Annotated in this window: 22 protein-coding genes; 6 read left to right on the top strand and 16 right to left on the bottom strand. The window is 49.4% G+C overall.

Translation table 11 applies throughout. The annotated features are described in order from the left end of the window. Positions 1-37 precede the first annotated feature (37 nt). Positions 38-1,252, bottom strand: a complete 1,215-nt coding sequence (locus HZB75_02395; protein ID QQG51334.1) for a tyrosine--tRNA ligase — start codon at positions 1,250-1,252, stop codon at positions 38-40. Between the two features lie 108 nt (positions 1,253-1,360). On the opposite strand from HZB75_02395, the gene HZB75_02390 reads away from it, so the two are divergent. Beyond that, a complete protein-coding gene (locus HZB75_02390) occupies positions 1,361-4,054 on the top strand; it encodes a penicillin-binding protein (GenBank protein ID QQG51333.1) in 2,694 nt (897 codons plus the stop codon). Between the two features lie 68 nt (positions 4,055-4,122). Here the strand turns inward: HZB75_02390 and HZB75_02385 are convergent, their stop codons facing one another. From HZB75_02385 to HZB75_02350, 8 genes are all read right to left on the bottom strand, one after another. Then, positions 4,123-5,187, bottom strand: coding sequence for a hypothetical protein (locus HZB75_02385; GenBank protein ID QQG51332.1), 1,065 nt, complete (start codon positions 5,185-5,187; stop codon positions 4,123-4,125). A 20-nt stretch (positions 5,188-5,207) separates the two neighbouring features. After that, positions 5,208-6,557 carry a DNA repair protein RadA gene (gene radA, locus HZB75_02380; GenBank protein QQG51331.1) on the bottom strand — a complete coding sequence of 450 codons (1,350 nt, stop codon included), beginning with the start codon at positions 6,555-6,557 and terminating at the stop codon, positions 5,208-5,210. Positions 6,558-6,565: 8 nt separating this feature from the next. Then, on the bottom strand, positions 6,566-7,561 hold the full coding sequence (locus HZB75_02375) for a hypothetical protein (GenBank protein ID QQG51330.1): 996 nt from the start codon (positions 7,559-7,561) through the stop codon (positions 6,566-6,568). Then, positions 7,548-10,028 carry an ATP-dependent Clp protease ATP-binding subunit gene (locus tag HZB75_02370; protein QQG51329.1) on the bottom strand — a complete coding sequence of 827 codons (2,481 nt, stop codon included), beginning with the start codon at positions 10,026-10,028 and terminating at the stop codon, positions 7,548-7,550. Before HZB75_02370 ends, HZB75_02375 begins: the two co-directional genes overlap by 14 nt. A 132-nt stretch (positions 10,029-10,160) precedes the next feature. Beyond that, positions 10,161-11,288, bottom strand: a complete 1,128-nt coding sequence (gene nusA, locus HZB75_02365; GenBank protein QQG51328.1) for a transcription termination/antitermination protein NusA — start codon at positions 11,286-11,288, stop codon at positions 10,161-10,163. A 407-nt stretch (positions 11,289-11,695) separates the two neighbouring features. Next, positions 11,696-12,295: a DNA-3-methyladenine glycosylase gene (locus HZB75_02360; GenBank protein QQG51327.1), complete on the bottom strand. Its 600-nt coding sequence runs from the start codon at positions 12,293-12,295 to the stop codon at positions 11,696-11,698. Beyond that, positions 12,285-12,512 carry a putative cation transport regulator ChaB gene (gene chaB / locus HZB75_02355; GenBank protein QQG51326.1) on the bottom strand — a complete coding sequence of 76 codons (228 nt, stop codon included), beginning with the start codon at positions 12,510-12,512 and terminating at the stop codon, positions 12,285-12,287. Before chaB ends, HZB75_02360 begins: the two co-directional genes overlap by 11 nt. A 15-nt stretch (positions 12,513-12,527) precedes the next feature. After that, entirely contained in the window at positions 12,528-12,872 is a 345-nt protein-coding gene (locus tag HZB75_02350; protein ID QQG51325.1) for a hypothetical protein, read from the bottom strand. Between the two features lie 77 nt (positions 12,873-12,949). Between HZB75_02350 and HZB75_02345 the strand changes: the two genes are divergently transcribed. Continuing rightward, a complete protein-coding gene (locus tag HZB75_02345) occupies positions 12,950-13,342 on the top strand; it encodes an FKBP-type peptidyl-prolyl cis-trans isomerase (GenBank protein QQG51324.1) in 393 nt (130 codons plus the stop codon). A gap of 49 nt (positions 13,343-13,391) precedes the next feature. Here the strand turns inward: HZB75_02345 and HZB75_02340 are convergent, their stop codons facing one another. The 4 genes from HZB75_02340 to HZB75_02325 all read right to left on the bottom strand — a co-directional run bounded on the left by HZB75_02340 (position 13,392) and on the right by HZB75_02325 (position 16,902). Then, positions 13,392-14,291 (bottom strand): SDR family oxidoreductase, encoded by a 900-nt coding sequence (locus HZB75_02340; GenBank protein ID QQG51323.1) that lies wholly within the window; start codon positions 14,289-14,291, stop codon positions 13,392-13,394. Between the two features lie 282 nt (positions 14,292-14,573). Next, complete coding sequence (locus HZB75_02335) at positions 14,574-15,236, bottom strand: hypothetical protein (protein QQG51322.1); 663 nt, start codon at positions 15,234-15,236, stop codon at positions 14,574-14,576. A 76-nt stretch (positions 15,237-15,312) separates the two neighbouring features. Further along, positions 15,313-15,525: a DUF378 domain-containing protein gene (locus HZB75_02330; GenBank protein ID QQG51321.1), complete on the bottom strand. Its 213-nt coding sequence runs from the start codon at positions 15,523-15,525 to the stop codon at positions 15,313-15,315. 105 nt (positions 15,526-15,630) lie between these two features. Then, the gene (locus HZB75_02325) at positions 15,631-16,902 is read right to left on the bottom strand and encodes a DUF2130 domain-containing protein (protein ID QQG51320.1); all 1,272 of its coding nucleotides are present in this window, start codon (positions 16,900-16,902) and stop codon (positions 15,631-15,633) included. A gap of 455 nt (positions 16,903-17,357) precedes the next feature. On the opposite strand from HZB75_02325, the gene HZB75_02320 reads away from it, so the two are divergent. Beyond that, a complete protein-coding gene (locus tag HZB75_02320; GenBank protein ID QQG51319.1) occupies positions 17,358-17,789 on the top strand; it encodes an Hsp20/alpha crystallin family protein in 432 nt (143 codons plus the stop codon). A gap of 71 nt (positions 17,790-17,860) precedes the next feature. Continuing rightward, on the top strand, positions 17,861-18,082 hold the full coding sequence (locus HZB75_02315) for a hypothetical protein (protein QQG51318.1): 222 nt from the start codon (positions 17,861-17,863) through the stop codon (positions 18,080-18,082). Here HZB75_02315 and HZB75_02310 read toward each other — a convergent pair. Further along, positions 18,079-20,403 carry an ATP-dependent RNA helicase gene (locus tag HZB75_02310; GenBank protein ID QQG51317.1) on the bottom strand — a complete coding sequence of 775 codons (2,325 nt, stop codon included), beginning with the start codon at positions 20,401-20,403 and terminating at the stop codon, positions 18,079-18,081. The genes HZB75_02315 and HZB75_02310 overlap by 4 nt on opposite strands. A gap of 100 nt (positions 20,404-20,503) precedes the next feature. On the opposite strand from HZB75_02310, the gene HZB75_02305 reads away from it, so the two are divergent. Beyond that, complete coding sequence (locus HZB75_02305) at positions 20,504-20,929, top strand: GtrA family protein (protein QQG51316.1); 426 nt, start codon at positions 20,504-20,506, stop codon at positions 20,927-20,929. A 61-nt stretch (positions 20,930-20,990) separates the two neighbouring features. Here the strand turns inward: HZB75_02305 and HZB75_02300 are convergent, their stop codons facing one another. Beyond that, positions 20,991-21,680 carry an HNH endonuclease gene (locus HZB75_02300; GenBank protein QQG51315.1) on the bottom strand — a complete coding sequence of 230 codons (690 nt, stop codon included), beginning with the start codon at positions 21,678-21,680 and terminating at the stop codon, positions 20,991-20,993. A gap of 32 nt (positions 21,681-21,712) precedes the next feature. Here HZB75_02300 and HZB75_02295 point away from each other — a divergent pair, with 32 nt between their 5' ends. Further along, positions 21,713-24,238, top strand: coding sequence for a M1 family metallopeptidase (locus HZB75_02295; protein QQG51314.1), 2,526 nt, complete (start codon positions 21,713-21,715; stop codon positions 24,236-24,238). On the opposite strand, the gene HZB75_02290 is transcribed toward HZB75_02295, so the two are convergent. Further along, positions 24,224-25,150, bottom strand: a complete 927-nt coding sequence (locus tag HZB75_02290) for a ribonuclease HII (protein ID QQG51313.1) — start codon at positions 25,148-25,150, stop codon at positions 24,224-24,226. The two genes, HZB75_02295 and HZB75_02290, sit on opposite strands and share 15 nt — an antisense overlap. Positions 25,151-25,169: the final 19 nt, after the last annotated feature.

The following is a 25,169-nucleotide window of genomic DNA, read 5'->3' as shown; positions in this document are numbered from 1 at the left end:
TGTTAGGTTGGTGCGAGTCTTCATTATAGCAAATTTGCTATCGAACGAGAATAAAGGTGTTCTTGCCTTTTTTTACAAGTGCAGCACTACGAAGCGTGGCATCGTCTGATATTTTATCGCCATTTACAGATATAGCACCGCCCAAAATAAGACGCCTCGCTTCGCCATTGCTATTTGCGACACCGGCAAGAACAAGGCTTTCGACTATTGTTTTTCCTGCATCAATCGTTGGAATTTCCTCTGAAAGTGCATCAAGGTCGTCGCTCGTTAGATCGCTAAACTGTCGATCACCAAATAGCGCCTCTGTAACGCGCGCAACCGACTCGCAGCGGTCTTTACCATGCACGAGCGTGGTTACTTCGCGAGCCAGTACCTTTTGTGCAATGCGAGAGCCTGGATTTGCCTTATGGTCGGCCTCTAACGCTTCAACTTGCTCTTTTGTAAACAACGTGTAAATCTTGGCGTAGTCAATTGCACCCTCATCGTCGACATTCAACCAGAACTGGTAAAACTTGTAGACGCTTGTCTTTTTAGGATCGAGCCAAATTGCCCCGCCTTCGCTTTTACCGAACTTTACACCGGTTGCTTTATTGATAACAAGAGGAGTTGAGTAGACATGCGCTTCGACACCTTCCATGCGGCGGAGAAGGTCGACGCCTGTAATAGAGTTGCCCCATTGGTCGGCGCCACATACCTGTAGCGTAACGCCGTGTTCGCGGTACAAGTGAACAAAGTCGTAGCCCTGAATCAGTGAGTAGCTAAATTCGGCGTAACTGATGCCTGCGCCACTATCGCCAAGGCGTGACTGCACGAAATCGCGGCCAAGCATTTGACTCATCGGAACGTGTTTGCCAACGTTACGCAAAAAGTCGATGTAATTGATTTGCGAAAACCAGTCGTAGTTATCGACAATCGTAAAGTCTTTGCCACCAAAAGCCTGGCGGTACTGCGCTGCTATGCCCGCCTTGTTTTTTGCGATTTCATCGAGCGTCTTTAGGTTACGCTCGTCTTTTTTGCCGTCTGGATCACCGATCATTCCCGTTGCGCCACCCACCAGCAAAACCGCCTTGTGGCCATGGTCGATAAAGTGGCGAACCATCATAGCAGCCGCAAAATTACCAATAGTCATGCTGTCGGCGCTCGGATCGACACCCCAATAGAAAGAGATAGGCGCCTGGTCAAGTTCTGTCAAATCTTTGAATGTCGTTTGGTTTACAAACCCACGCCACTGCAGTTCCTCGGAAAGTTTCATCCGTATCTCCTATCTGTTATTTCTAGTGACAGTATAGCAGAAAAACACCCTTGCCTGCGCAAAAAGTGCTATAATGGACGGTAATACTGCTTATGGGAAGAATACGACGTGGCTACTAAACCAAATAAATCACGCAATATGAGCGTGTACTCGAATCTAGCGCACAAGCGCAAGACCAAAAAAGACGCAGAGGCTCGCAAAAAAGCCGAGTACTTGGCAAGTTTGCCAAAGCACCCGGTCAAGCGAACCCTCTACAGACTTCACCCTAAACGTTTTTGGGGGTACTGGTTTAGTAAAAAAGGTGCCATTATGGCGCTTAAAGTTCTTGGTGTTGCCGCGCTACTTGCAGTACTTAGTGTTGGCGCCCTTTTCGCATACTTCCGCAAAGACCTCGATACTATTCGCCCAGGCGAGCTCGCTAAACGTGTTCAGACTACCGTTACTAAATACGTCGACCGTAACGGTAAATTACTATGGGAAGACAAGGGTGATGGTGACTACAAGTTGGTTGTTGATGGCAAAGATATCAACACTTACATGAAACAGGCGACCGTCGCAATCGAAGACAAAGATTTTTACAAGCACGGAGGTATTAGCGTCTCCGGTCTTATCCGATCCTTCGTCAATAACTCTAGCGGTGGAAGCACCCAGGGTGGATCTACACTTACCCAGCAGCTTGTAAAACAGGTATTCTTTGCCGATGAAGCCCAAAAGCGCGGCCTCGACGGCGTTCCTCGAAAGGTAAAGGAAATGATTCTTGCTATCGAGGTTGAGCGTATGTACAACAAAGATCAGATTCTCGACCTTTACCTTAACGAATCGCCATATGGCGGTCGCCGTAACGGTGTCGAGTCTGGTGCTCAAACTTACTTTGGTAAATCATCAAAAAATCTTACATTGCCAGAGGCAGCTCTTCTTGCCGGTATTCCAAACCAGCCAGGGCTTTATGACCCTTACAATATAGCCGGCCACGAGGCACTTATCGTGCGCCAACACAAGGTGCTCGACGGTATGGTTGAGCTTGGCTACATCACTCAAGATGAGTCCGACCAAGCGAAAAAATACCCAATCCTCGACCACATTAAACCCGCCTCTGATCAATATAAAGATATTAAAGCACCTCACTTCGTACAAATGGTTCGCTCTCAGCTTGAAGAAGAGCTCGGTAAAGCAACTGTTGGGCGCGGTGGTCTCACTGTCAAAACAACGCTCGATATCCGTATTCAGAACCGCCTTGAAGAGTCCATGAAAGACATGTTCAAATCGTACGTTCCAGCATACGCAGGCTTCACCAACGGCGCCGCAACTGTCGAAGATACGCAGACCGGCCAGATCGTCGCTATGATGGGAAGCCGCGACTTCAACTACAAAGGCTTCGGGCAAGACAACGCCGCGACTGCCTATATTCAGCCAGGTTCAACCATTAAGCCGTTAGTTTACGCCCAGTTGTTCTCTAACCAAGGCCAAGGTAAAGCCAACTACGGTAGTGGTTCGATTCTTGCCGACGATAACTCTATGAGTAGTATTTACGGCGCACCACTTCGTAATGCAGATGGTGGCTACCGCGGTAATATCAACCTGCGTAAATCACTTGCACTGTCACGAAACGTTCCAGCCGTTAAGGCCATGTATATCTCTGGTGTCGATCCAACGCTGAACACTATTCGAGAGCTTGGCGATACCAACTACTGTACACAAGGTGCCGACGCCCAAGCTGGTCTTTCATCGGCCATCGGTGGTTGTGGAACGCGCCAGGTTGACCACGTTAACGCATTTGCATCTCTTGGTCGCATGGGAGTTTACAAGCCCGTCAGTACTGTTTTAGAAGTTAAGAACAGCCAAGGCGAAGTAATTAAAAAATACAAAGACGAGAGCAAGCAAGTCGTTGACCCACAGGTTGCCTATATCCTCAGCGATATCCTTAGCGACGACAACGCCCGTGCCGGACTTTATGGCCCTCACTTCTACGGATTGTATATTCCAGGCGTTAAAACAGCAACGAAGACCGGTACCTCCGACAAAGGCGGCCAGCCAAAAGATATCTGGACAATGAGCTACAGCCCGGCACTTACCATGGGCGTATGGCTTGGTAACCCAGATACTCGCGTTCTTACAAACGGTAACTCATCGCTTCCTGCAAAGATTGTTGGTGAAGTTATGGAGTATGCACACAAAGAAGTCTATGCAAAAGAAAAGAAATGGGACTCAGCAAACGGCGGTTCATGGTACACAATGCCGACTGGAATCCAAAAAATCGGTGGTGAGCTTTACCCTTCTTGGTATAACAAAAACCAAGGGAAAACAAACGCCAAGCTAACGTTTGACAAGGTCTCTAGAAAGAAAGCGACAAAGTGTACACCAGATGCCGCAAAGATCGAAGTTGATGTCGTTAAGTTTAAAGACCCTGTTACAAAGAAAGATATCTACATCTCGCCAGATGGTTACGATGCAAACAAGAGCGACGACAAGCATAAGTGTGACGATGTACAGCCAAGCGTGGGTACAATAACCGTCACGGGTAACAAGATCGACGTTAGTGTCGTAAAGGGTACCTTCAAGCTTAAACAAGTCGAGGTAAAGGTTGGCAGCACTATTGTTGCGACATTGCCGGCTTCATCGAGCGGAACATACTCAACAACGTACGAGTTTAAAGACGGCTCTTCGACCGTTAGCGCAACAGTCACAGATATCGCGTATTACACAGCCAACAACTCAATCACTCACGATGAAACTGTTAGCTCGACACCAAGCAATAACTCGAATGCAGTTAGCTGGAACAACGCTCGTCGATGGTGGCGATAGCAACCAACTAACGCACATAAAAAATACCCTCACTTCCGAGGGTATTTTTATAGTTAAAAGATATAGAGTTACTGCTTATTAACGAGATCAAGCAGCGAGGCCTCGCGGTCTGCTGATGTTCGCTGCTTTGCGCGGCCACCATTGCCGTTGCCTCGTGCCGACGTTTGAGGTTGAGACGGCTGGCGCTGCTGCTGTGATTGCTCGCGGCGAGGCTTCTGCTGCCTTTTCGACGCTACAAGGCGATGATCGTTCGTGTCGCTATGAAACACAACCGGAGCAGTCGCAGGTGCTTGAGTAGGCTCCTCTACGAACACCGGCTTAGCTACTGGCTTTTGCTCTCCACGATCCTGACGCTTGTCTTGCTTTTGACGCTGTGGCTGAACAGGCTTTTTACCTTGTGGCTTTACGGCTTGCTTTTGCTGATCTTGCTTGCGCTCTACTGGACGCGCAAACATCATCTTGCCCGCGGCCGTTTGTAGGCTACGGATAAATTCAATCTCAATCGTTTGACCAATATTCTTTGAGGCGTTTTCTACGACAACCATCGTGCCGTCGGTAAGGTATCCGACGCCCTGGTGTGAGTCCTGACCTTTTTGAACAAGCTCTAGTAACATTCGTTCACCTGGCAAATACGCCATTCGTAAACTTTGCGCAAGCTCGTTCACGTTTAACACAGTAATGCCTTCGACGACGGCCACCTTATTAAGGTTGTAATCGATCGTACACACTGCAGCGCCATGCTTCTTAGCAAGTGTCAGTAGGCGCTCATCGACACCTTCAGCGGCTTTACTGCCGTCTTGAAGGATCTCTACGTCCATATGCGGCATGTTTTGAAGCTCCGTTACAACATCGAGGCCGTAGCGAGCACGAGCGCGCTTGTCGTGGTCGGCGTTATCAGCAAGAAACTGTAGCTCCCCAATAACGCTTCGCGGAATAACAAGCGTGTCACCTATAAAGCCTGATTTCGCCACCGAAATGATACGACCGTCGATAAGTACCGAAGTGTCTACCAGAATAGGGCGAGTCTGTTTTTTAATAAGATTTTGTCTTGGCAGTTTTACCACCAAGTAGGTTACTTCCGCCAACAGCGCCAACACTGCGATAACGATAAATAATTGAATTGTTGTTTCCATGTTTTATTCTTTCTCTTACATTACTGTAAGTAGTCTATGAGCGCCTGGCGCAAATCGCCGACACCCTTTATAAATGAATTCTTTTGCGCTGATTTTGGCGCTATTGCCTGAGTAAATCCAAGCTTTTTTGCCTCGGCAACGCGCCGATCACCACTATGGACACTGCGGATTTCGCCACCAAGCCCAACCTCACCAAATACCACCAACTCATCGCCTAGGCGCTTGCCGGCAGCTGCACTCGCAATTGCCATACAAATAGCAAGATCCGCCGCAGGATCGTTGAGTTTCAGCCCACCAACAACATTGATATAGATATCTTTATCCGATAAATTCAGTTTCGTGCGTCGCTCTAGAACGGCGATCAAAAGGTTGAGTCGGTTGAGGTCGAACCCCGAGGCTGTACGTTTAGGATACCCGAAACTGGTAGGATTTACAAGTGCCTGTATCTCTACTAGCAGTGGGCGCGTGCCCTCTAGTGTTGCCATAACCACCGAGCCATCGGCGTTTTGGCGCTCTGCTAGTAGTGCCGCCGAAGGGTTTTCAACGACACGAAGCCCTTGTTCGTACATTTCAAAAATTGCCGCTTCATTAGTAGAGCCGTAACGGTTTTTTACCGCCCGCACTACCTTGAATCCACCGTAACGATCGCCCTCGAACTGCAACACAACGTCAACAAGGTGCTCAAGCACTTTTGGCCCAGCAATACTGCCCTCTTTTGTCACATGCCCCACCAATACCACAGCCGCCCCAGCTTCTTTAGCCGCACGAATAATCACGTTGCTGCTGTTTGTGATTTGACTCACCGTACCAGGCGCCGACGTAATTTCTTCAAGCGTGAGTGTTTGGATAGAGTCGATAATGACCAGTTTGTACGCACCCGAGCGAATCGTCGCCGCAATATCGTCGGCGCTGGTGCTCGCCACAAAATGGAGCTGTTCGCGCTTGTTAGCACCTAGACGCTCGGCCCGCAGCTTTACCTGGCTCGCAGATTCCTCACCGCTTGCATACAACACCGGTTGGGCTTTCCCTACTTCGCCCGCTACCTGCAGCAGCAAGGTACTTTTACCGATTCCCGGTTGTCCGGCCATAAGCAGCACGCCGCCCGGCAAGATTCCACCGCCAAGAACGATATCAAGATCTTCATACCCTGTCGTCATGCGCTTTACCGATTCTTCCGTAGAAATAGATTGCATCGTTTGTGGCGACAATACGCGACCGCTACTCGCACTTTTTGCCACCACAGATTTGCCGCCTGACACTACTTGTTCAACAAGCGAGTTCCACTCGCCACAGTTTTCGCATTTACCCGTCCATTTTGGATAGTTCGCACCACAGTTTTGACAGGTAAAGAGAGATTTTGATTTAGCCATTACACCTATTATAGACTAGGCGAGGGCGACAGGCTACTGTCGATACTGCGATTTAAAGCCTCGGACTGTGCAGCGATCTTCGCTAGCTCCGCCCGACGCGTATTATATAGCGCAACATCTTTGTTAATCGCCGTGCGACGAGCATCGAGGTCATCAGCTCTTGCCAGAAGAGAATTTCGAGCCGCGTTTACTTGCGCTTGTGTTGTAAACTCGCCATTATCGATTTTTTGCTTAAATTCATCAACGTCCTGGTTAAATGCGGCGATGTCTTTGTTGTATGTAAACGACGCAGCCTCAATTTTATCACCTAGCTCGGTAAGTTCCGAAGATAACTTGGTTGCTTTTGTTTGCAATTCGCTAAATATTTTCGCGTACCTTGTGTGGAGCGCTACAACTTTAGAACGATCAGTGAAGTACGTTTTGTAGTGCTGTTCAAGCGCCGGACTGATATCCGCAACCTCGGTAGCAATTATCGAGTGGAGTTCGTTATCACGCTCACCAGGTTCGGTTCGTGCGTAAAAATCCATTCTTTCCGAAAAATCAGCGTTCGCTTTAAGTTTTGCATACTCTTCTTCGATAAGCGCGTTTACCCGGCTTTTATCTTTGTCGTTCATGCGCACATAAGCAGCGTGTAACATCTCGTGCGCTGCCGTCACCTCGCGAATGCCATCGAGCGTGGCGTCATCTACGTCGTAAATGTAGATATACTGGCCATTGTAGCAGCCAAGAATTGCCGTGCTTTCCTCTTTACGGTCGCACTTTTCATTAAAGCTCGCTGCCGCTTCTAGTGATGGCTGACTTGCATAAAAGTAGAACTTTCCCGTATCATTCATGCTCGTTCGCTCGGCAAAAGATGCAATTTCAGGCGAGGGAGTATATTGCCAAACTGTCATTTGATCGACAAAATACTGCCTATTAACAAGAAGAACAATCGCAACAACAACACTAAGAATGGCCGCGCTTAGCCCAACAATGAACCCTCGTTCTGTTTTATGCTGCTTCATGCTTAACAGTTACTATTATAGCGCCTTTTTGTGCCGTTGCTTCAAGAACACTGCCTTTTTCGTACGCTCCCGAAAGAATGCCGTCGGCAATAACATGCTCAAGTTCATCTTGAATAGCGCGCCTAAGAGGCCGTGCGCCGAATTTTTCGTCGTAGCCTTTTGCAATCAAGAACTTTTTCGCAGCAGGTTTTACGACAAGATGAATACCTTTATGAATAAGCCTATCTTGTAGCTCTTCAATGAGATTATCGAAAATCTTGCTGACTTCTTTTCGTGTTAGCGCACGGAAAGTCACAATACTATCGAATCGGTTAATCAGCTCAGGGCGCATCATCTTCGATAGTGCATCCTTTGCGGCAGCCGCGTTTTCTTCGTGCGCTTCGTCGAGTTTCTTCTCGTCCGACTTACCCGCTGCATGAAAGCCAAGGCTCGACTCTTTCATCATGCGATCGGCGCCGAGGTTGCTCGTAAGGATAATGATCGCGTTCGTAAAGTCGACGCTTCGCCCCTTTGCGTCGGTCAGTTTTCCTTCTTCGAGTAACTGAAGTAGCAACTGGAATACCTCTGGGTGAGCCTTTTCGATCTCATCGAACAGCACAACACTGTATGGTTGACGGCGAATTTTATCAGTCAACTGGCCACCGTCTTCGTAGCCTATATAACCGGCCGGCGCACCCAATAGGCGGCTCGTGTTGTGTCGTTCACCAAACTCGCTCATGTCGATCTTGATAAGTGCGTCATCACTACCGAACACTTCGCGCGCCACTACCTTGGCAAGCTCAGTCTTACCGACACCAGTCGGGCCCATAAATACGAATGAACCAATTGGGCGCTTATTGCTAGCAACGCCACTTCGGCTGCGCCTAATAGCACGCGCAACCTTTTCGACAGCCTCTTTTTGCCCAATAATATAGCGACCAAGGTGTTTTTCGAGCGAGCGAAGCAACTTGGCTTCAGACTTTTGAACGCGCTTTACCGGAATACCTGTCATGGTCGAAATAGCATGCGCGATATCGTCGTCTTTTAATGTGATAGGCGTCTTTTTTTCCAGATCTATCTTTGCCTCATCGAGCTGTTTGGTGATTTGGCTGATACGGGTCTTGTAAAGCGCCGCTCGTTCGTAATCTTCACTTGCAACGGCATCTTCCATTTTTTCATTCAGGTTTTTCAACTGTTTTGTAAAATCACGAACACGACTTGGCTTATGCCCAGCCTTCACGCGCACCAAAGCGGCCGCTTCGTCTATAACATCGATCGCTTTGTCGGGCATAAACCGCTCACTCACGTAGCGGTCGGCCATATATACGGCATCTTCGAGTATTTCGTCGCTCATGGATACGCCGTGGTGTTTTTCGTAGTACGAACGGAGGCCTTTTAGAATAGCAATCGTATCCTTAAGGTTTGGCTCGCCCACGATAATTGACTGAAACCTGCGGTCGAGCGCCGCGTCTTTTTCGATATGCTTGCGGTATTCGTCGAATGTCGTCGCGCCAATCATGTGCAACTCACCACGAGCCAGCGCAGGCTTTAACATATTTGCGGCATCTAACGCACCCTCGGCAGCACCCGCGCCCACAAGCAAATGAAGCTCGTCGATAAATATAATAACGTTCTTTTGCTGGCGCAGCTCATCAACCACCTTCTTAAGACGCTCCTCAAACTCACCGCGGTACTTTGTGCCGGCAATCATAGCGGCAAGATCAAGCTGAATTACGCGCTTATCTAGCAGATGATCAGGTACGTCCTCGCGCGCAATACGCTGCGCCAGGCCTTCAACAATTGCGGTCTTGCCAACACCCGGCTCGCCAATAAGCACAGGGTTATTCTTGGTGCGACGACTAAGAATCGTCACCATACGCTCTTCTTCGCTATCACGCCCAATAACAGGGTCGAGGTTACCCGCTTTTGCGCGCGCAGTTAAATCAGTTCCAAAGGTCTCTAGCGCTCCGCCCTTTGTTTTTTGCTTTTTCGTTTGAGTTGACTGGGCGTCTTCCGACATATAGGCGTCGTTGTTCTGCCTGCCGAAAAAGTCTTCCAGATCACTGATAAGCTCACTAACATCAACATTCATGTCGCGCAAAAGTACCGTAGCACGAGCGTTTTTTTGCGTAAGAATACTATACAAAATATGCTCGGTGCCAAGGCTATCCTGATGAAACTCCTGAGCGATTTCCCAGCTCATTTTGAGGGTAAGCTTGGCGGTTTCCGAAAGACCTTTGGCGCCGGTGCTAACAATAAGCGTGCGCGGCGTAAGATTAAGCGCAAGTTCAGCCCTATCGAGCGTCACGCCGGCATCGGCAAGAACCTTAGCGCCCACAGATGAACCCTGCGCCAAAACGCCCAAAAGGAGGTGTTCGGTGCCGATATAAGCGCTGCCGTAGCCACGCGCAATAGCATCCGCGTGTTGCAAACTGATACGCGCGTTTTCGGTCAAATGTGATACAAATTCGGCGAATTCATCGGCCATAGTTTTATTATCAGTCCTCCCTAAACCTTGCGCAAGCGTTTTTAATTACTTTACGCTTTCACTATACTTAGTATATATAAAAATTAGCACTCACGTCAAGCGAGTGCTAATCTTTTTTTGAGCGGCCTAAAACTAGTCTTCGGTCGACTCTTCAACAGCGCTCATTAGGCTGTCTTCAATATTCTTGCGAGGCTTTGCTTCTGCTGGTTTTTCAGCAGGAACGGCCGTTTCAATATCAAGTTCGTAGCCAGTAAGACGGCTTGCAAGGCGAACGTTTTGGCCACCACGACCAATAGCGATAGACTGCTGGTCTTCAGCAACAAACACCTTTGCGCGCTTTGCGGCTTCGTCGATAACAACGCTTGAGACTTCGGCTGGGCTTAGTGCGTTACGGATAAACTGCTCTGACCCTTCGTCGAACGTAATGATGTCGATCTTTTCTTGATCGCCAATTTCGTTCATAACCGCCTGAACACGAGTTCCGTGTCCACCAACAAACGTGCCAACAGGGTCAACGCCAGGTACGTTGCTGCGAACAGCAAGCTTCGTGCGGCGACCAGCTTCGCGGGCAATTGCTTTGATTTCTACTGCGCCAGTTTCCATTTCGGGAACTTCTTGGCGGAATAGGTGCTCGACAAATGCTTCGTTGCCGCGAGAAAGGATAAGCTGAGGGCCGCGGTTATCGCGCTCGATATCTTTAATAAACACCTTGATACGTGAACCAATACTGTAAAACTCGCCCTGAATCTGTTCGCTCTGCGGAATAATACCGGTTGCTTTGCCAAGCTCAACACGAATAACACGTGGCTCAACACGCTGAACAGTACCGGTTACGATTGTGCCGATCTTGTCTTCGTATTCTTCAAGAACGACTTCACGCTCTGCTTCGCGAAGACGCTGCAACACGACCTGCTTTGCTGTTTGCGCAGCAACGCGACCAAATGATACAACTTCGTGCTTTTCCTCGATTGAATCACCGATTTCGGCGTCTGCTTTTACTTTGCGGGCATCTTCAAGACTAATCTCGACAGATTCGCTACCGACTTCTTCTACTACTTCGCGTGATACGAATACGTTCGCCGTACCGTCTACTGTGTTTAGCTCGGCACGAACTTCTTGGTCGCGCTCACCGTTGTCGCGGCGCCATGCAGCTGCAATAGCCTGTTCAATAACCGCCATGACCGTTTCTTCGGGGAGGTTTTTTTCCTCGGCAATCGTACGGACAGCGAGAGTAAGTTGTTTAACGTTGATATCTTCCATAAGTGAATTCCTTTCTTCTATGAAAAAATCCGACCTGCCGGCCGGAATGTACTGTCCATAGTATACAGCCAACGTAGCAGGCATGCAATAGCAAATATGCCGTCACCCACGCAAATTCGCGCAGGTGACGGCAAGTTGCCCATTCGTCGCTCACCGCGACACTTACCCCTGGGGGCGTGTGTCGGGAACGAGCTGGAGAGACGGCGGGTGGCGGTAGAACGGCGAAGGAACTTCGATGATCCGCATGGGGACCTCGGGTTCTTCGGGCGTGCGCCCACGTTGCCCCGTGAGCTGATAGTAGAGCGCAAGCAATGTCTGCAGCACAGCTACTCAACCTCAATCTCTAGAGAGCGCCAGTTATGGCGACAGTCGGATGGACTTCCTTTGTTTATTATACTCCTTATTTATTATTTGTCAATGTGCCTGTGCTTACCCGACACATACGGATTACCCTGTAGATAGTACCGCCATAGCGTCTCTTTTGCCTGACTGATCCCTACGCGCTTTGTCGTCACAATCTCTGCTTGCGGACGCTTTGGTTGTATAACAAGCCGAAACGGAGGTTCATGAAGATCATGGCCGTTCATTTTACGGTCGATACCAAGGGCCTGACACAATTTCGATGGACCGTTCGTTAACTCAATGCCATTTTTATAGGGTCTCTGCGCCGCCATAGCGTCCTCACCTTCGATTGGCTCTACCGCCCGAATAAGCACCGCTGCGCCGTAGCCCACCTCGCCCACCACTACATTGCAGCAATAGTGCATGCCATAGGTAAAATACACATACAAATGCCCGCTGGGACCAAACATTATCTCGGTGCGCGGCGTCTTACCTTTGTAACTGTGGCTTGCCGCATCGGTCTGATCGTACGCTTCGGTTTCAACGATTCTTACGCGCACTGTCTGGCCGTCTATTTCGCGGACAAGCTCGCAGCCAAGCAGTCGCTGGGCTACAACATCTACCGAATCATTAAGTATCGCGAACGGGTCTTGGCTACTTTTCATGCCACTTATCGTCGGCACCTTTTTCGTACTTCTTTTTTACAGCAGCCCAGGCTACTTTATGCGCTACCTCTTCGCGATCAGCATCACCTCTGCGCTCTTCGGGCTTGTCGTATTCATCGTAGGCACTGTTAAATGCCTCTTTGTAAATTCCCTGCGCGTGGTCGGGTAAAACGTTTCGCACGCTTTCGGGCAGCTCGCTTTTAGATTTGTATGGCATATATCCCTCCTACATTTAAAAGATTGATCCAATCGTTCCTCGCAGCGCGTTTTTCTCACGCTCCAGCTTATCCATCTCGCTTTTATGCTGCTTGTCGAGCTCGGCCTGCTGCCGCTCTATGTCTTGAGCGCGACGCTCAAGCTCTAATGCCTGCCGATCCTTCTCTGCCGCATCTCGCGCAAGGCGCTCAGCCTCATCGATCAGCTTATCCGCCTCGGAGCGAACAGCCCCGGCCTTATCTAGGTCGCTTAGAACATCGGGTCTAGCAAGATTCTCTGTCAATTTTTGTGCCTGTTTGCGCTTATCGTCGGCATTAATCTGCAGACGTTGCACTTCTTTTCTTGTGTCGTTTACATTCATAAATACCTCCCTATTACTATTTTACTCGTGTCTCTTCATCATCGCAAAACCGCCCTGTTGTTTGTTACTATAGAAAGATGAACAACGACACCCCATCAAAACTCGAAGGAACTAAGCTAGCTGATTTTACGCCAGTTGCGTCGGTACCGGAATTGCAGATCATTGACATCAAACAGGGCGACGGCGACGAAGTACAGCCACACGCCACAATAAACGCGCATTACACCGGCGCACTTTGCAAAGATGGAACGATTTTTCAAAGCTCGCACGATTTCGGCGATTCAATCACTTTTGGACTTGACCAAGTTATCGCCGGCTGGGGCGAAGGCGTTCCCGGTATGAAAGTTGGCGGCATTCGCAGGCTTGTTATCCCGGCCGCTAAAGCCTACGGATCAGTTCGTGCGGCAGCAAACATTCCGCCAAATTCCGATCTCGTATTCGATATCGAACTTGTTAAGATTGTTGGATAACTTTAAGATAGCTAAAACACCCCGCTTTTACGGCGGGGTGTTTTTGTAACTATGGCAAGTGATTGCCGCCGGTCACACCGATAACCTCGCCCGTTGTGTAGCTTGATTCCTGCGAAGCAAGAAACACAAATGCGGGCGCTACTTCGGCAGGCTGACCTGGTCGCCCTAGCGGTACGTTTTGGCCAAACTTTGTGAGTTTTTCTTGCGGCTGGCCGTAGCTTGGCTGAAGCGGCGTCCATATTGGACCAGGCGCAACTGCATTAACGCGGATACCTTTTGGCGCCACCTGCTTTGCGAGGCCGTGCGTAAAGGCAACGATCGCCGCCTTGGTAGAGGCGTAATCTAAAAGTCCTGGCGACGGCTGATACGCCTGAATAGACGTCGTATTTATAATCGTGCTACCCTTTGGCATATGCTGTAGCGCGCGCTTACTTAGCCAAAACATTGCAAATATATTCACCTCAAACGTCTTGCGAAGCTGCTCGGTGCTGAGGTCGGCAATGTCCTCGACATACACCTGCTTGCCCGCGTTGTTAACGAGTATATCGATTCCGCCCAGCTCATCTACCGTCGCCTTAATGAGCGTATCGCAAAACTCTTCCGAGCTAATGTCGCCTTCGCAGGTCGCTACTTTCACGCCCGCCTCTTCGCAGTAGCGCGCCGTCTCCTGCGCATCTTGCTCCTCAACCGGAAGGTAATTAAGCATAACATCGGCTCCTTCGCGCGCGTACGCTATTGCCACAGCTCGGCCTATGCCGGAATCTGCGCCGGTTATAAGCGCCCTACGACCTTTTAGCCGGTCAGACCCTCTATAGGTCATAACTCCGTGGTCGGCGAGCGGAATAAGTTTTGCATCGAGCCCCGGCTCGGGCTGCGACTGCTCGGGAATATCCAACACGGGGTATTGCTTTACGGGGTCTTGCATCTTGTATTGATCAGTATCATTCATTGCATATCTCCATTTAGGCTTTTACCTCTTACTTATTATAATACTTATGGTTTAGGCCACGCAAAGTTGCGGTAGATTTGCTATACTATACAGTACACAGTAATGGAGCTATTACCGACATGAAAAGGTAAGAATCTTTTTCAAAAAATAACCGTAAATCTAAATCGAAAAGGATACACCATGGCCAAAACCCAAGACAAACGCAGAGAAGTAAAAAAGAAAAAGAAAGACACCAAAGCGACCGTCTAACATACCGAATACCCCGCGTAGAGCGGGGTATTTTTATTCGCCTGTTTTGTGATCGTAGCGCCGGCCCACTGGCTTGGATTGCTGCGAGCCGCGCTCCCGAAGGTAAATCGAAAGAACAAGCAGCGCTCCCACCGCCAAAAATTCACTCTGCCAGTTTTGAAGCGACTCAAACCAAAACTGTGACGTACCCAAATAGCCAAACACGCTCATTGCTTCACCTCCATGAAGCACCGCTAGCTCGTTGTATGCCTGCGCACCGCCTACGGCATGAAGCGCAAACGACGCAATAAAAATACCAAACAGAGCGATTCCCAGCGAATGTGCGTATAAGCCATGCACGATAGCTTTTCCGCGTTTATGCCACGAGTCTGCCTCAATGATTGAGTACCGCGATGACGTGTCTTGCGACGCTTTGCCACGAAGCGGCTTGGAGTCGGTTGAGCCTTTCTGATATAAGAAGACCGTAAGGATCACAAGCGCCCACATTTGCAAAAACTCGCTCTCCCAGTTTTCAAATACGGCCTCAATGTACGAGCCACTGGTAATATATTCGACATAGCCTTGGGACGTTCGGCCATGTTCCGCGCGATCTTCGTTTTCCGAGCTCCATCCCGCCAGACTCATGCCAACAATAGATACGGCAAAAATAGCAAACATCGCGGTCGCAAGGCCATTATTTCTGAGAGAATTTTTCATGCCAGACACTCCTTTGTTACGCAGTTTATTTTATAACAAAAAAGCCGGCTGTAATGCCGGCTTTTTCCGCAACATACTACATTGCTGCGTGTTCGTCTTTGGAGTGCATGAATTTCATGCCTACAACAACGAGTGCCGCAAGCCCCACAAGTGCATATACCACACGCGATAGGGTCGATCCTTCGCCAAAGAGCGCATCAACCAAGTTGTAGTCGAAGAAGCCAACTAGTCCCCAGTTTAACGCCCCAATTACTACTAGTGCTAGAGCTGTTACATGGATTGCTTTCACGTCCCTGTCCTCCTTAATTTGTAGTTTTAGTATAGGCTGATTTTTAAGCGCATGCAATATACGCTATACCTACGCCGCCCAGAGGTGAACTGATGTTACATTTTACTAAAGCTCGCCCTCGCCAAGCTCGAGCCCTTTGATTTTTGGCATACTTGAGGCGCCAATATGACCCTGCATACTGCCAACAATATTTGCAGTACTTAGTAGTAGTTTTTGTGCCTGTTTGTCACGCTGCGCCCACAGCTTTTCGTACGCGACACGCTCTTTCGTTACCTGCGCAGTCATCTCTTGGTAGGTTTCTACCATACTTTCGATCTGCTGGCTAAACTCGTGGCTCGTGACAAACGTATACAAAGCCGCGGCGTTTTCGTCTTGGTTGGCCGCACGAACCTCTTGGCGTTTTATGTCGAGCAGGTTCTTACGAAGCAGCGTGGCAAGAATTATAGCCAGCTTTGGCTTTACTACCCACACGCCGTCAACATAGCCCATGTCGCTCTCTAGCTGCTTAGGCAACACCTCGCTAATAATTACAGGAATATTTGCTTTTGCACTACGCAGATCGCCCTTTAATTTAGGAATCCAGCTGTCTGTCCAGTTTTTCGTGCGCTTTATTTCCCACAAAATCACGCCACATTCTATGCCACTTTGGCTTTTTACCGTGTGGCTGATATCGGCGCCATTGACGCCTTTAGCTATCGGCGAGATTTCGTCGTCGCGGAAGTTCTGCGCCAGTGCTTCCTCTAAATCAAGCTCCAATATCTCACCCTGAAGCTGCTGACTACCTTGGGCGGCCTTACGCTGAGCATCGTCGAGTGCTTTTTGAAGATCGGTAATAGTCTTTTCTTTCGCCGCCAAGTTAAGGCGCTGCTTTTCGTCAGCTGTTTTTTGCACTTCGTCGCGAATTTTTGCCTCTTCTTCGGCCATTTTCTTTTTTGCCTCTAGTTCGGCGTTGTCGCGGGCTTTTTGGCTTGCCCGCAGCTCATCCATCAGCTTACTCAGGTCTTCGCGAAGTTTTTTGTTATCTTCTTTGGCGCTATCGGCGTCGTCTTGCAGGCGCTTTATCAACGCCTCTTGTTCCTGCGAGGCACGGCGCTGCTGGTTTTCGGCATCCTGAATAATCTTTTTCTTTTCTAGCTCTAGATCGGCTTCGGCCTGTTTGCGAAGTAGTTCCTTTTCACCCGCCAGTTGCTTGTTTGCCAGTTCGCTAGCCGCGGCACGCTCTTTGGCAATTGTCGCCTCTTGCTCGGCACGCATTTTCGCTACCTCTTCGTCGTGCTTGTGGCGTTCGGCCGCTAGCACCCGTGCTTCTATCTGGCCTTCTAGGGCTTTATCTATTTCAATCGTTTCGCCACATTTCGTGCAGGTAATCGTATTCATGTATGTCCGCCTATTCTTTATCTCCTTTTATTATACCTTTAAACAACAAAAAAGGCGGCCCGGGTAGGAGCCGCCATAGTGTTCGATTTTGTTTACAGACCTAAGCCAACGCCTACGCCGAGTGTTACTGCTACCGCTACTGTAAGACCTAATCCAAGTTGTGTCATTAGTTTCTCCTTCTTAGTTTACTGTCTACTTTTGTGGCGCGCCCACATATATAATTATACCAAGCTACCGCACACAATCACGCTCGTACAATAAAAATAGTATCGTATTTGACGCTTATGATAAAATGCCTTGTTCACATCGGTTACTGTTCGTGATTTTACAAACTGTGATACTTACAACGATCGTGATTCAGATCATTGACAACAAAAAACATCTTTTTATATCATAAAAGTACAGAAGCATTATGCTTCTCCTAAAGTATTAAGTAATTACTACGAAAGGAGTTAATGATGAGTAATCTTGTAAAGTTTGATCCATTTGCCGAGCTGAGCGCGTTGCAAAAGCAAGTTTTTGGCGACGATTGGATGACACCATTAAAGGGCGTGAATATTCCAACGACGGATGTCTATACGAACGATGACAACGAGCTGGTTGTCGAGGCGCACCTACCTCACTTCGTACAAGACGACGTGAATATAGAAGTAGATCACGGCACGCTTGTTATTCAGGCGGAAAAGCACGAAAAAGAGGAAGACAAGAAAAAGAAATATGTCGTGCGCGAAACCAGCAGTAGCTTTTACAGGCGCATACAGCTCCCCGAGCGCGCGAATGTCGATGAAATTGCAGCGCACCTAAATGACGGCGTCCTTAAGGTAACCATCCCCTTAACGCCACTTCCAAAGCCAAAGAAGATTGCCATTGAGAGCAAAAAGAAGTAAACATACAATCTAATCGAGAGGCTAACCCCTCTCGATTAGGTTTTAGTGACAAATAGGCGCATACTGATACCATGCAGCCATTTATGACTATCGATGAAATCACCGAAAAGCTACGGGAGCTTCAGGACGATCCTTCTATGACGACCAAAAGTATGTACAGCCCGAGCGCAACGGAATACCCCGATGGCCAACTACCTTTTGTCGAGATTCACCTGGCTTATCTTCGAAAAAACAAGCATGTTAACCCGGCGCAGTATATTTCTAATCTCGAAATAATCATTAAAAAGCGTTAACGATAGTCGTTTCGACGATCGTACTTGCGTTTATGACGAGGCTCCCAGCCTCGTCTTTGCTGTCCCGAGCGGTCGCCACCTTTTCGTGATGTTCCTAATTTCGCCATGAATGCATCGCCCAGATGTGTTTGCATTTTACCGAGCGATTCCAGTTCGGCCCGCTGCTGACGACTAAGCTCGCCCAGGGATATTGCGCCACCGGTAATAGTTCGGACTTGCTTTTGCAACTGCCTAAGTAATACTGCTGGTATTCGCCGGTTGTGACTCTTGCGAAGATTGCGTCTTTCGCGCTCTAACCTTTCGTATAGCCATGCGCCGTAAAGATCGGCAAACATACGCCGCGTTCGCGGATTTGAATCGGTGATCGGCACACCAGCACCCTCAACAGTTCGCCCATTAAACTTTACGACTTGACGCATCACCAATGCACCCTGGTCGTTATCGTAGTATATTTTGCCTGGCTTTGACGTAAATAAATGTGGAACAAGACCTTCTAGCCATGCTGGATTGACCGCAGTAACCCCCTGCACTAAATGAAGTGTCTCAAGGTCGCCCTTAGGTGTCGGGATCTGCAAATCAAACGGCGTGCCCGCAATCAACTTCGGGTGCGCTACCACAGTACCACTTGAAAGCTCGCGTTTTTGATTGTTCGAAAGATGAATCACCGTGCCGTCGGGCTCGACCGTCCATAGCTGGTCGATTTGCCCGGCGACAATACACTTAAGCAGCGGCTCGACCTCGTGACTTTCGATAGGTGTTAATTTACTGGGATCAAAGCCCAAATCCCTATCGAGCCGTTCCATCGTTTCTTGGGCCTTAATGACATTTTTGCCAATAATCCCCATGTCTTCAAACTGCTCTGGGTCTATAGTCGGAATCGCCAAATAAACATCGTACTGTGCCAAAAGATCAGACTTCGTTTGGCGAGTGAACGAACGCCAAGCAGTGTAGCGGGTGCTGCTTTTTACGATTCCACCCACCTCTTGGATGCTGATAATTGCAGCAAGTTTTGCCTGGACTTCCTGCGAATACATCTCGGCCTCTACAAGCATGCGCGCAAAGGCAGATTCCACCGGAAACCGCTCCATGCGCCGGCCTGTTGCCGTTACTTCACCCGATTGCGTAAGAGCGCCAAGCGCTACAAGCGTACGCTTGGCATTTTTAAGCGCGCGGTGGCTCGGAGCATGATAAAAGTCAAGAAGCTCGATATCAATCCCAACATTTGCAAGCCGAAGCGTCAGCCGATCGATATGCTTGCGCAGGATTTCGGGCGTGCCATACGGCGGCCTATCTTCAAAAGCAAGACATGGCATCGTATCGTACGGCGCTAAAATATACTCACCGTTTTTAGTTCGACCAGCACGACCAGCGCGCTGCAAACTATCAGCCTGCGATATCTGGGCAATAAATAGCCCTTCGACGCCGTTTTGCACCTCGCTGCGACGCTCCAGACCCGAATCTATTACCACGTCGATATCATCTATCGTAACGCTGGTCTGTGCAATATTTGTCGAGAGGATCACTTTACCCTTAGGATACGAGGCAAACGCCTGCTGCTGAGCAGACGCCTCTAGCTGGCTATGCAAAGGAATAACGGGGACACCCTTGGCAAGTGCCTTCTTTTTAATCGCCTCGCCTACATTCTCTATCTCGGCCTTACCTGGCAAAAATACCAACATATTGCTCGTTTTTGTGTCAAGAAGCTGCATAATCTCAGCTATCAGATCTTTTCCGCGACGTTTTACTACCTCGTAGCTGCGACCAGGCACCGCAATGATAGACGTCGTGCCAAAGTACGCACCCAAGTTTTCGGACTCTATCGTGGCACTCATTATTACCACTTTAAAACGTGGCTCTTCCTGACAACGCTTTTTCGCCCATGCCACCAACACCTCCATGTTTTCGTTCCATTCATGGATTTCGTCCAGGACAAGTACCTGCTTTTCACTCGTGCCACTGCCAGTAATCTCGCGCACAAGCTGAAGACCGTCGGTACAGTATAAAATCTGAGTATCAGGCCCATCATCGCGTTCATGCGCCGTTCGGTAGCCAATTAGTTCGTCCGAATCCACACCTGTACGCATAGCACGCTCTTCGCGGACGCGCCGCGACAGGTTGCGTGCCGCAAGAATACGCGGCTGCGTCACAATCACTTTACTATAACCGTGCTCGGCCAAATACTGCGGAACCTGCGTGCTTTTACCCGCACCGGTTTCAGCTGTAATTATAGTAACCTGATTTGCATCCACTGCCGACGTAATCGCCTCGTGATAATCAAAAATGGGCAGGTCGGCTGCAAAACCAAGTTCAGTGGCGTTCATATCTTCTATTGTATCGCAATCAGCTGTTCGGACTCGCCTTGACTTTTAGTAGATATGTTTTAATATGTTATATGAGATTGGACCTCGAACTAGGAGCGAAATGACCCGATTGCTACGTAAGATCGGCATAACGCCCGAGCGGTATAGGTACATGCTGATCGGCGCAGGCATGACGGGCGGCAACGCTCTCATCCTTGCACTATTCGTCAGCGTCATGGGAGTTGCTCCCGTGACCGCCAACTGGGCACGAACAATCGTATCGAACCAGATACAGTTCTGCCTCAACCGGTGGTGTATCGATCCCGCACAGCGCAAGCTGCCATTCTGGCCGCAGTGGCGCCGCCACCACGTCCTCAAGGCAGGCACCATGATCGCCAGCCAATGCCTGTTCTGGGTGCTGGTGGCAGCGTTGAGCGTCCCATACATGTGGGCGTATCTGATCTGCTGCATTACGATCGGCTTCTTGAATATGACCGGCACGTTCCGGTACGTGTTCAGGAGTCGGCCCAAGCCAAAATCGGCGTAAATGCCAACGAGGAGTCCTACTCGCCGTCCCCGCCGTTACGGCGGGGACCAGCACCTCAAAGTTACTTTGGCAAGCCTTGCGCAGGACATGCCACCAATACACGAACCATTGCATCTTTTTCTGCAGCCGTCACCCACAGGCTGTATTTCTTTTTTACGGCGATTTGCCGAGCCACGTACTGACAACGAAACGGTTTATTTGGTGGAAGCCACGTCGCCGCGTCGCCATCTGATTTTTGCATATTCGCCGCGCCCTCTACCGCCAAAAGTTCCAACGGGTCGTTTGCCAGCTCTTTACGACGCTCGTACGACAATTGCTGCGCACCTTTCTGCCACGCGTCGCTAAGTGCCACCACATGATCGATCTGCACCGATTGGCTAGATGTTTCGCCACGTGTGAACATAATTACCTTGCCAGTATATGGGTCGTTTAGTGTACCACTGACAACTTGGCATTTTTCATTCATCGCCACATTACTCAAATCTCGGCGCAAGATACTGTTTCGCGTGTCGCATCCGCCGCTGCTTGCCCAGCCATCACCAAACTGCGAGCGTTCGTAGCCGGTTTTTGGCGCTCTCCCCTTTACCTCTAGTGTATCTAGTGCCGTTTGCGCTTCGCTAGCTGCCTGATTTTCGGTTGCCTGCGGCGCCATGGGCTGTTGCAAATCGGGGTGCGTAAAAATAATAGCGCCGAGTCCAATCGTCGCTACAATCACCGCAACAAAGCGTCGGATACGGTAGGTGCGTTTCATAATACTAGTATACCTTTGTTACAATAGATTACATGCAAACTGTTTCTCGCCTTATTACCCAATTCGTCCCCGAACATTACCAACTCTCGCTAAACCACGACCGCATAGGCCGTACTTTTAGCGGCACGGTTTCTATTAACGGATCTTCGCCCGATTCTACTGGCGAGATTAAAGTTCACGCAAAAGATCTGACAATTGAATCCGTAACGGTCGATGGCAAGGAGGCTGATTTTAACCAGGGCGAGAACGATGAAATAAGTATCATTCACCCGGATATTCACGCAGGCCGCCATATTGTCGCCATTGGCTTTAGTGGCACTATAACTGATGGTATGCATGGTCTTTACCCTTGCTACTATGAACACGACGGTGTAAAAAAGGAGCTTTTGGCGACGCAATTTGAAAGCCACCATGCGCGCGAGGTTTTTCCATGTATCGATGAGCCTGAAGCAAAGGCAACGTTCGACGTAGCGCTTACGACAGAGCAAGATATTGTTGTACTTGGAAATATGCCTATCAAGCAACAGCAAATCGAGAACGACAAACTTGTCACGCATTTTGATACAACACCACGCATGAGCGTGTATCTTTTGGCGTGGGTAGCGGGCGAACTCCACAAAAAAACCGCCGTTACAAAGCAAGGTGTTGAGGTGAACGTATGGGCCACGCCAGCACAGCCTGCTAGCAGCCTTGATTTTGCACTCGACAGCGCCGTGGAAACTATCGATTTCTTTAACGAATATTTTGGCACACCTTACCCATTGCCAAAGTCTGACCATGTCGCGCTTCCAGATTTCAGCTCGGGAGCCATGGAAAACTGGGGACTTATCACCTACCGCGAGGTTGCCCTTTTGGTCGACCCCGAGACTACGAGCGTTAGCAGCAAGCACTACGTTGCGGGTGTTGTTGCACACGAGCTGAGTCACCAGTGGTTTGGCAATCTCGTCACAATGAAATGGTGGAATAATTTGTGGCTTAACGAAAGCTTCGCTAACCTTATGGAGCACCTTGCGCCCGACGCTCTCCATCCAGATTGGAGCGTATGGCTCGATTTTGTTACAACCGAATCTATTTATGCGCTTCGCCGCGATAGCCTTGAGGGCGTTCAACCCGTTCAAACAGAGGTTAATCACCCAGATGAAATCAGCACGCTGTTCGACGGTGCAATCGTGTACGCCAAGGGTGGCCGTCTTATGCGCATGCTTCAGCAATATATTGGCGATGAAGCCTTCCAAAAGGGCCTTGCGTCGTACTTTGCAAAGTACAAATACGGCAATACCACTGGCGATGACCTATGGAACGAATTAAGCGACGCCAGTGGCGAAAATATCGGAGATTTCATGAATACCTGGATATCGCAATCGGGATATCCTGTCGTCACGGTTTCACAAAACGGCGACATGCTAACACTCTCTCAGCAACAGTTCTTTGTGGGACCTCACGAACCCTCAAGCAAGCTGTGGCCGATTCCGCTCAAAGCGTCATCGACCGATGTCCCTCAGATGCTCACTACTAAAGAGATCACTGTTAAACATACATCGAGCGAACCCCTGCGTCTTAACGTTGGCAGTACCGCGCATTTTATTACCCAGTACGACGGCGATCTACTTTCGCAGCTCATTCAGCAGGTTGAAAACGGAGAGCTCGATGTCGTTGATCGGCTTCAGCTTCTTCACGAACAAACGCTCCTTGCACGGGGCGGCCTTGTTTCTACCGCGTCGCTTATTCCCTTGCTAGACGCTTACAAAAACGAAACGGCCGAGGCGGTGTGGGATATTATCTCGCTTGCAATCAACGAACTAAAGAAATTCGTTGAAACCGACAAAGACGCAGAGCGCAAGCTTCGCAGTTTGTCAGGAACCATAGCACGAAAACAATACAATCGCCTAGGCTGGGATGCTAAAGAAAACGAGTCAGAGACCGACACAAAAATGCGTGCGACAATTATTGGTATGATGATCTACAGCGAAGATGCCGATGTGCTTGCCACCGCAAAAGAGCTGTATGCCTCGAAGAGCCTCGAAGAGCTCGACGCCGAACTGCGCGCACTTATTGTTGGTACAGCCGTTCGCCACGGCGAAACAAGCGAGCTAGTCGACACGCTGATCGAGAAGTACGGCAAGACTCCATCACCCGATCTTCAACAAGATATTGCAAGCGGACTTACCTCAACTAAAAATGAGGTCACGATCAGCAAACTGCTTGATCTTATAAAACAAGGGACGATCGTACGCAGCCAAGACGCCACGCATTGGCTGGTGTGGCTTATGCGAAACCGCAGTGGACGCGCAATTGCATGGCAGTGGCTTCAGGATAACTGGAAATGGATTGAACAAACATTTAGTGGCGATAAGAGCTACGACGATTTTCCTCGTTACGCAGCTGGGTCGTTAATGACGCGAAACCAGCTAGAAGAATACAAGGCGTTCTTTAGCCCCATGATTGATGTTCCTGCTCTTACCCGTGTCATAACAATCGGCATAGGCGAGATTGAAGGCCGAGTACAGCTTATCGAGCGCGATGGCCCCGAGGTTCGAGAAGCCCTAGCCAAGCTCTAGAAAAGTCTTTAGCGTCGGAACGCGGCCGGCAACGTCGGCCGCAGCCAGTCGCATGTCTGTCGCACTCATGTTGTTTTTCGTTGCATAAAACTCGGCAGCAAATGCCATTTGTCGCTGCTTTTTAGCTGTAATTGCGGCAAGCCCTCCACCCTGATTGTCGGTTTTTCGATACTTTACCTCTGTAAAGTACACCGTATCACCAAGTCGCGAGACAATATCGATTTCACAGTACTTGGTTCGCCAATTACGCGCCAATATCACATGGCCTACACTTGCAAGATGTGCTTCAACGACTTTTTCAGCAGTATCGCCTATTTGCTTTGTCGTGCGAACACTGGGCGCAGGAGCAATCCGTGGAGTAGCTTGATATTGTTTAAGCGGTGCGTACGAAAGACGGTGAATCGGCGAAACGCCTTTTTCTTGTATTGCAGCGCGGTGGCTAGCCGTGCCATATCCTACATGACTGCCAAACTTGTATCCTGGAAACACCTTATCAATATGTTTCATGTAATTATCCCGCGCCACTTTAGCGACAATAGAAGCAGCCGATACGCTCGGCACCAGTAAATCCGCCTTGGCCATAAGCGTTACCCGCGGATCATCAACAAGCCGGATCGTGCCGTCGATAATAATCTCTTTGTAGTCGCCGCGTATATGCGCCAAGGCTCGCATTGCTGCTAATTTTAGCGCCGCGCTAAGTCCTATCTCGTCGATAGTCCGCGCACTCACCCAGCCAATTCCAATAGCAAGCGCTTTCTGTCGTATTTCGATATCAAGGCGCTCGCGCTGTTTTTTCGTTAGCTTTTTACTGTCTGTAAGGCCTTCAATAGAGGCGCCGCCCAAAAGTACCGCACCCACGGCCATAGGCCCAGCCCAGGCCCCTCGGCCAACCTCGTCTATCCCCACAATCATACATGTATCGTAGCACAAA

The organism is Candidatus Saccharibacteria bacterium (assembly GCA_016432585.1).
Lineage (GTDB): Bacteria > Patescibacteriota > Saccharimonadia > Saccharimonadales > Saccharimonadaceae.
Note: the sequence above shows the minus strand (reverse complement) of the source record. Positions and strands in the feature narration are given on the sequence as shown.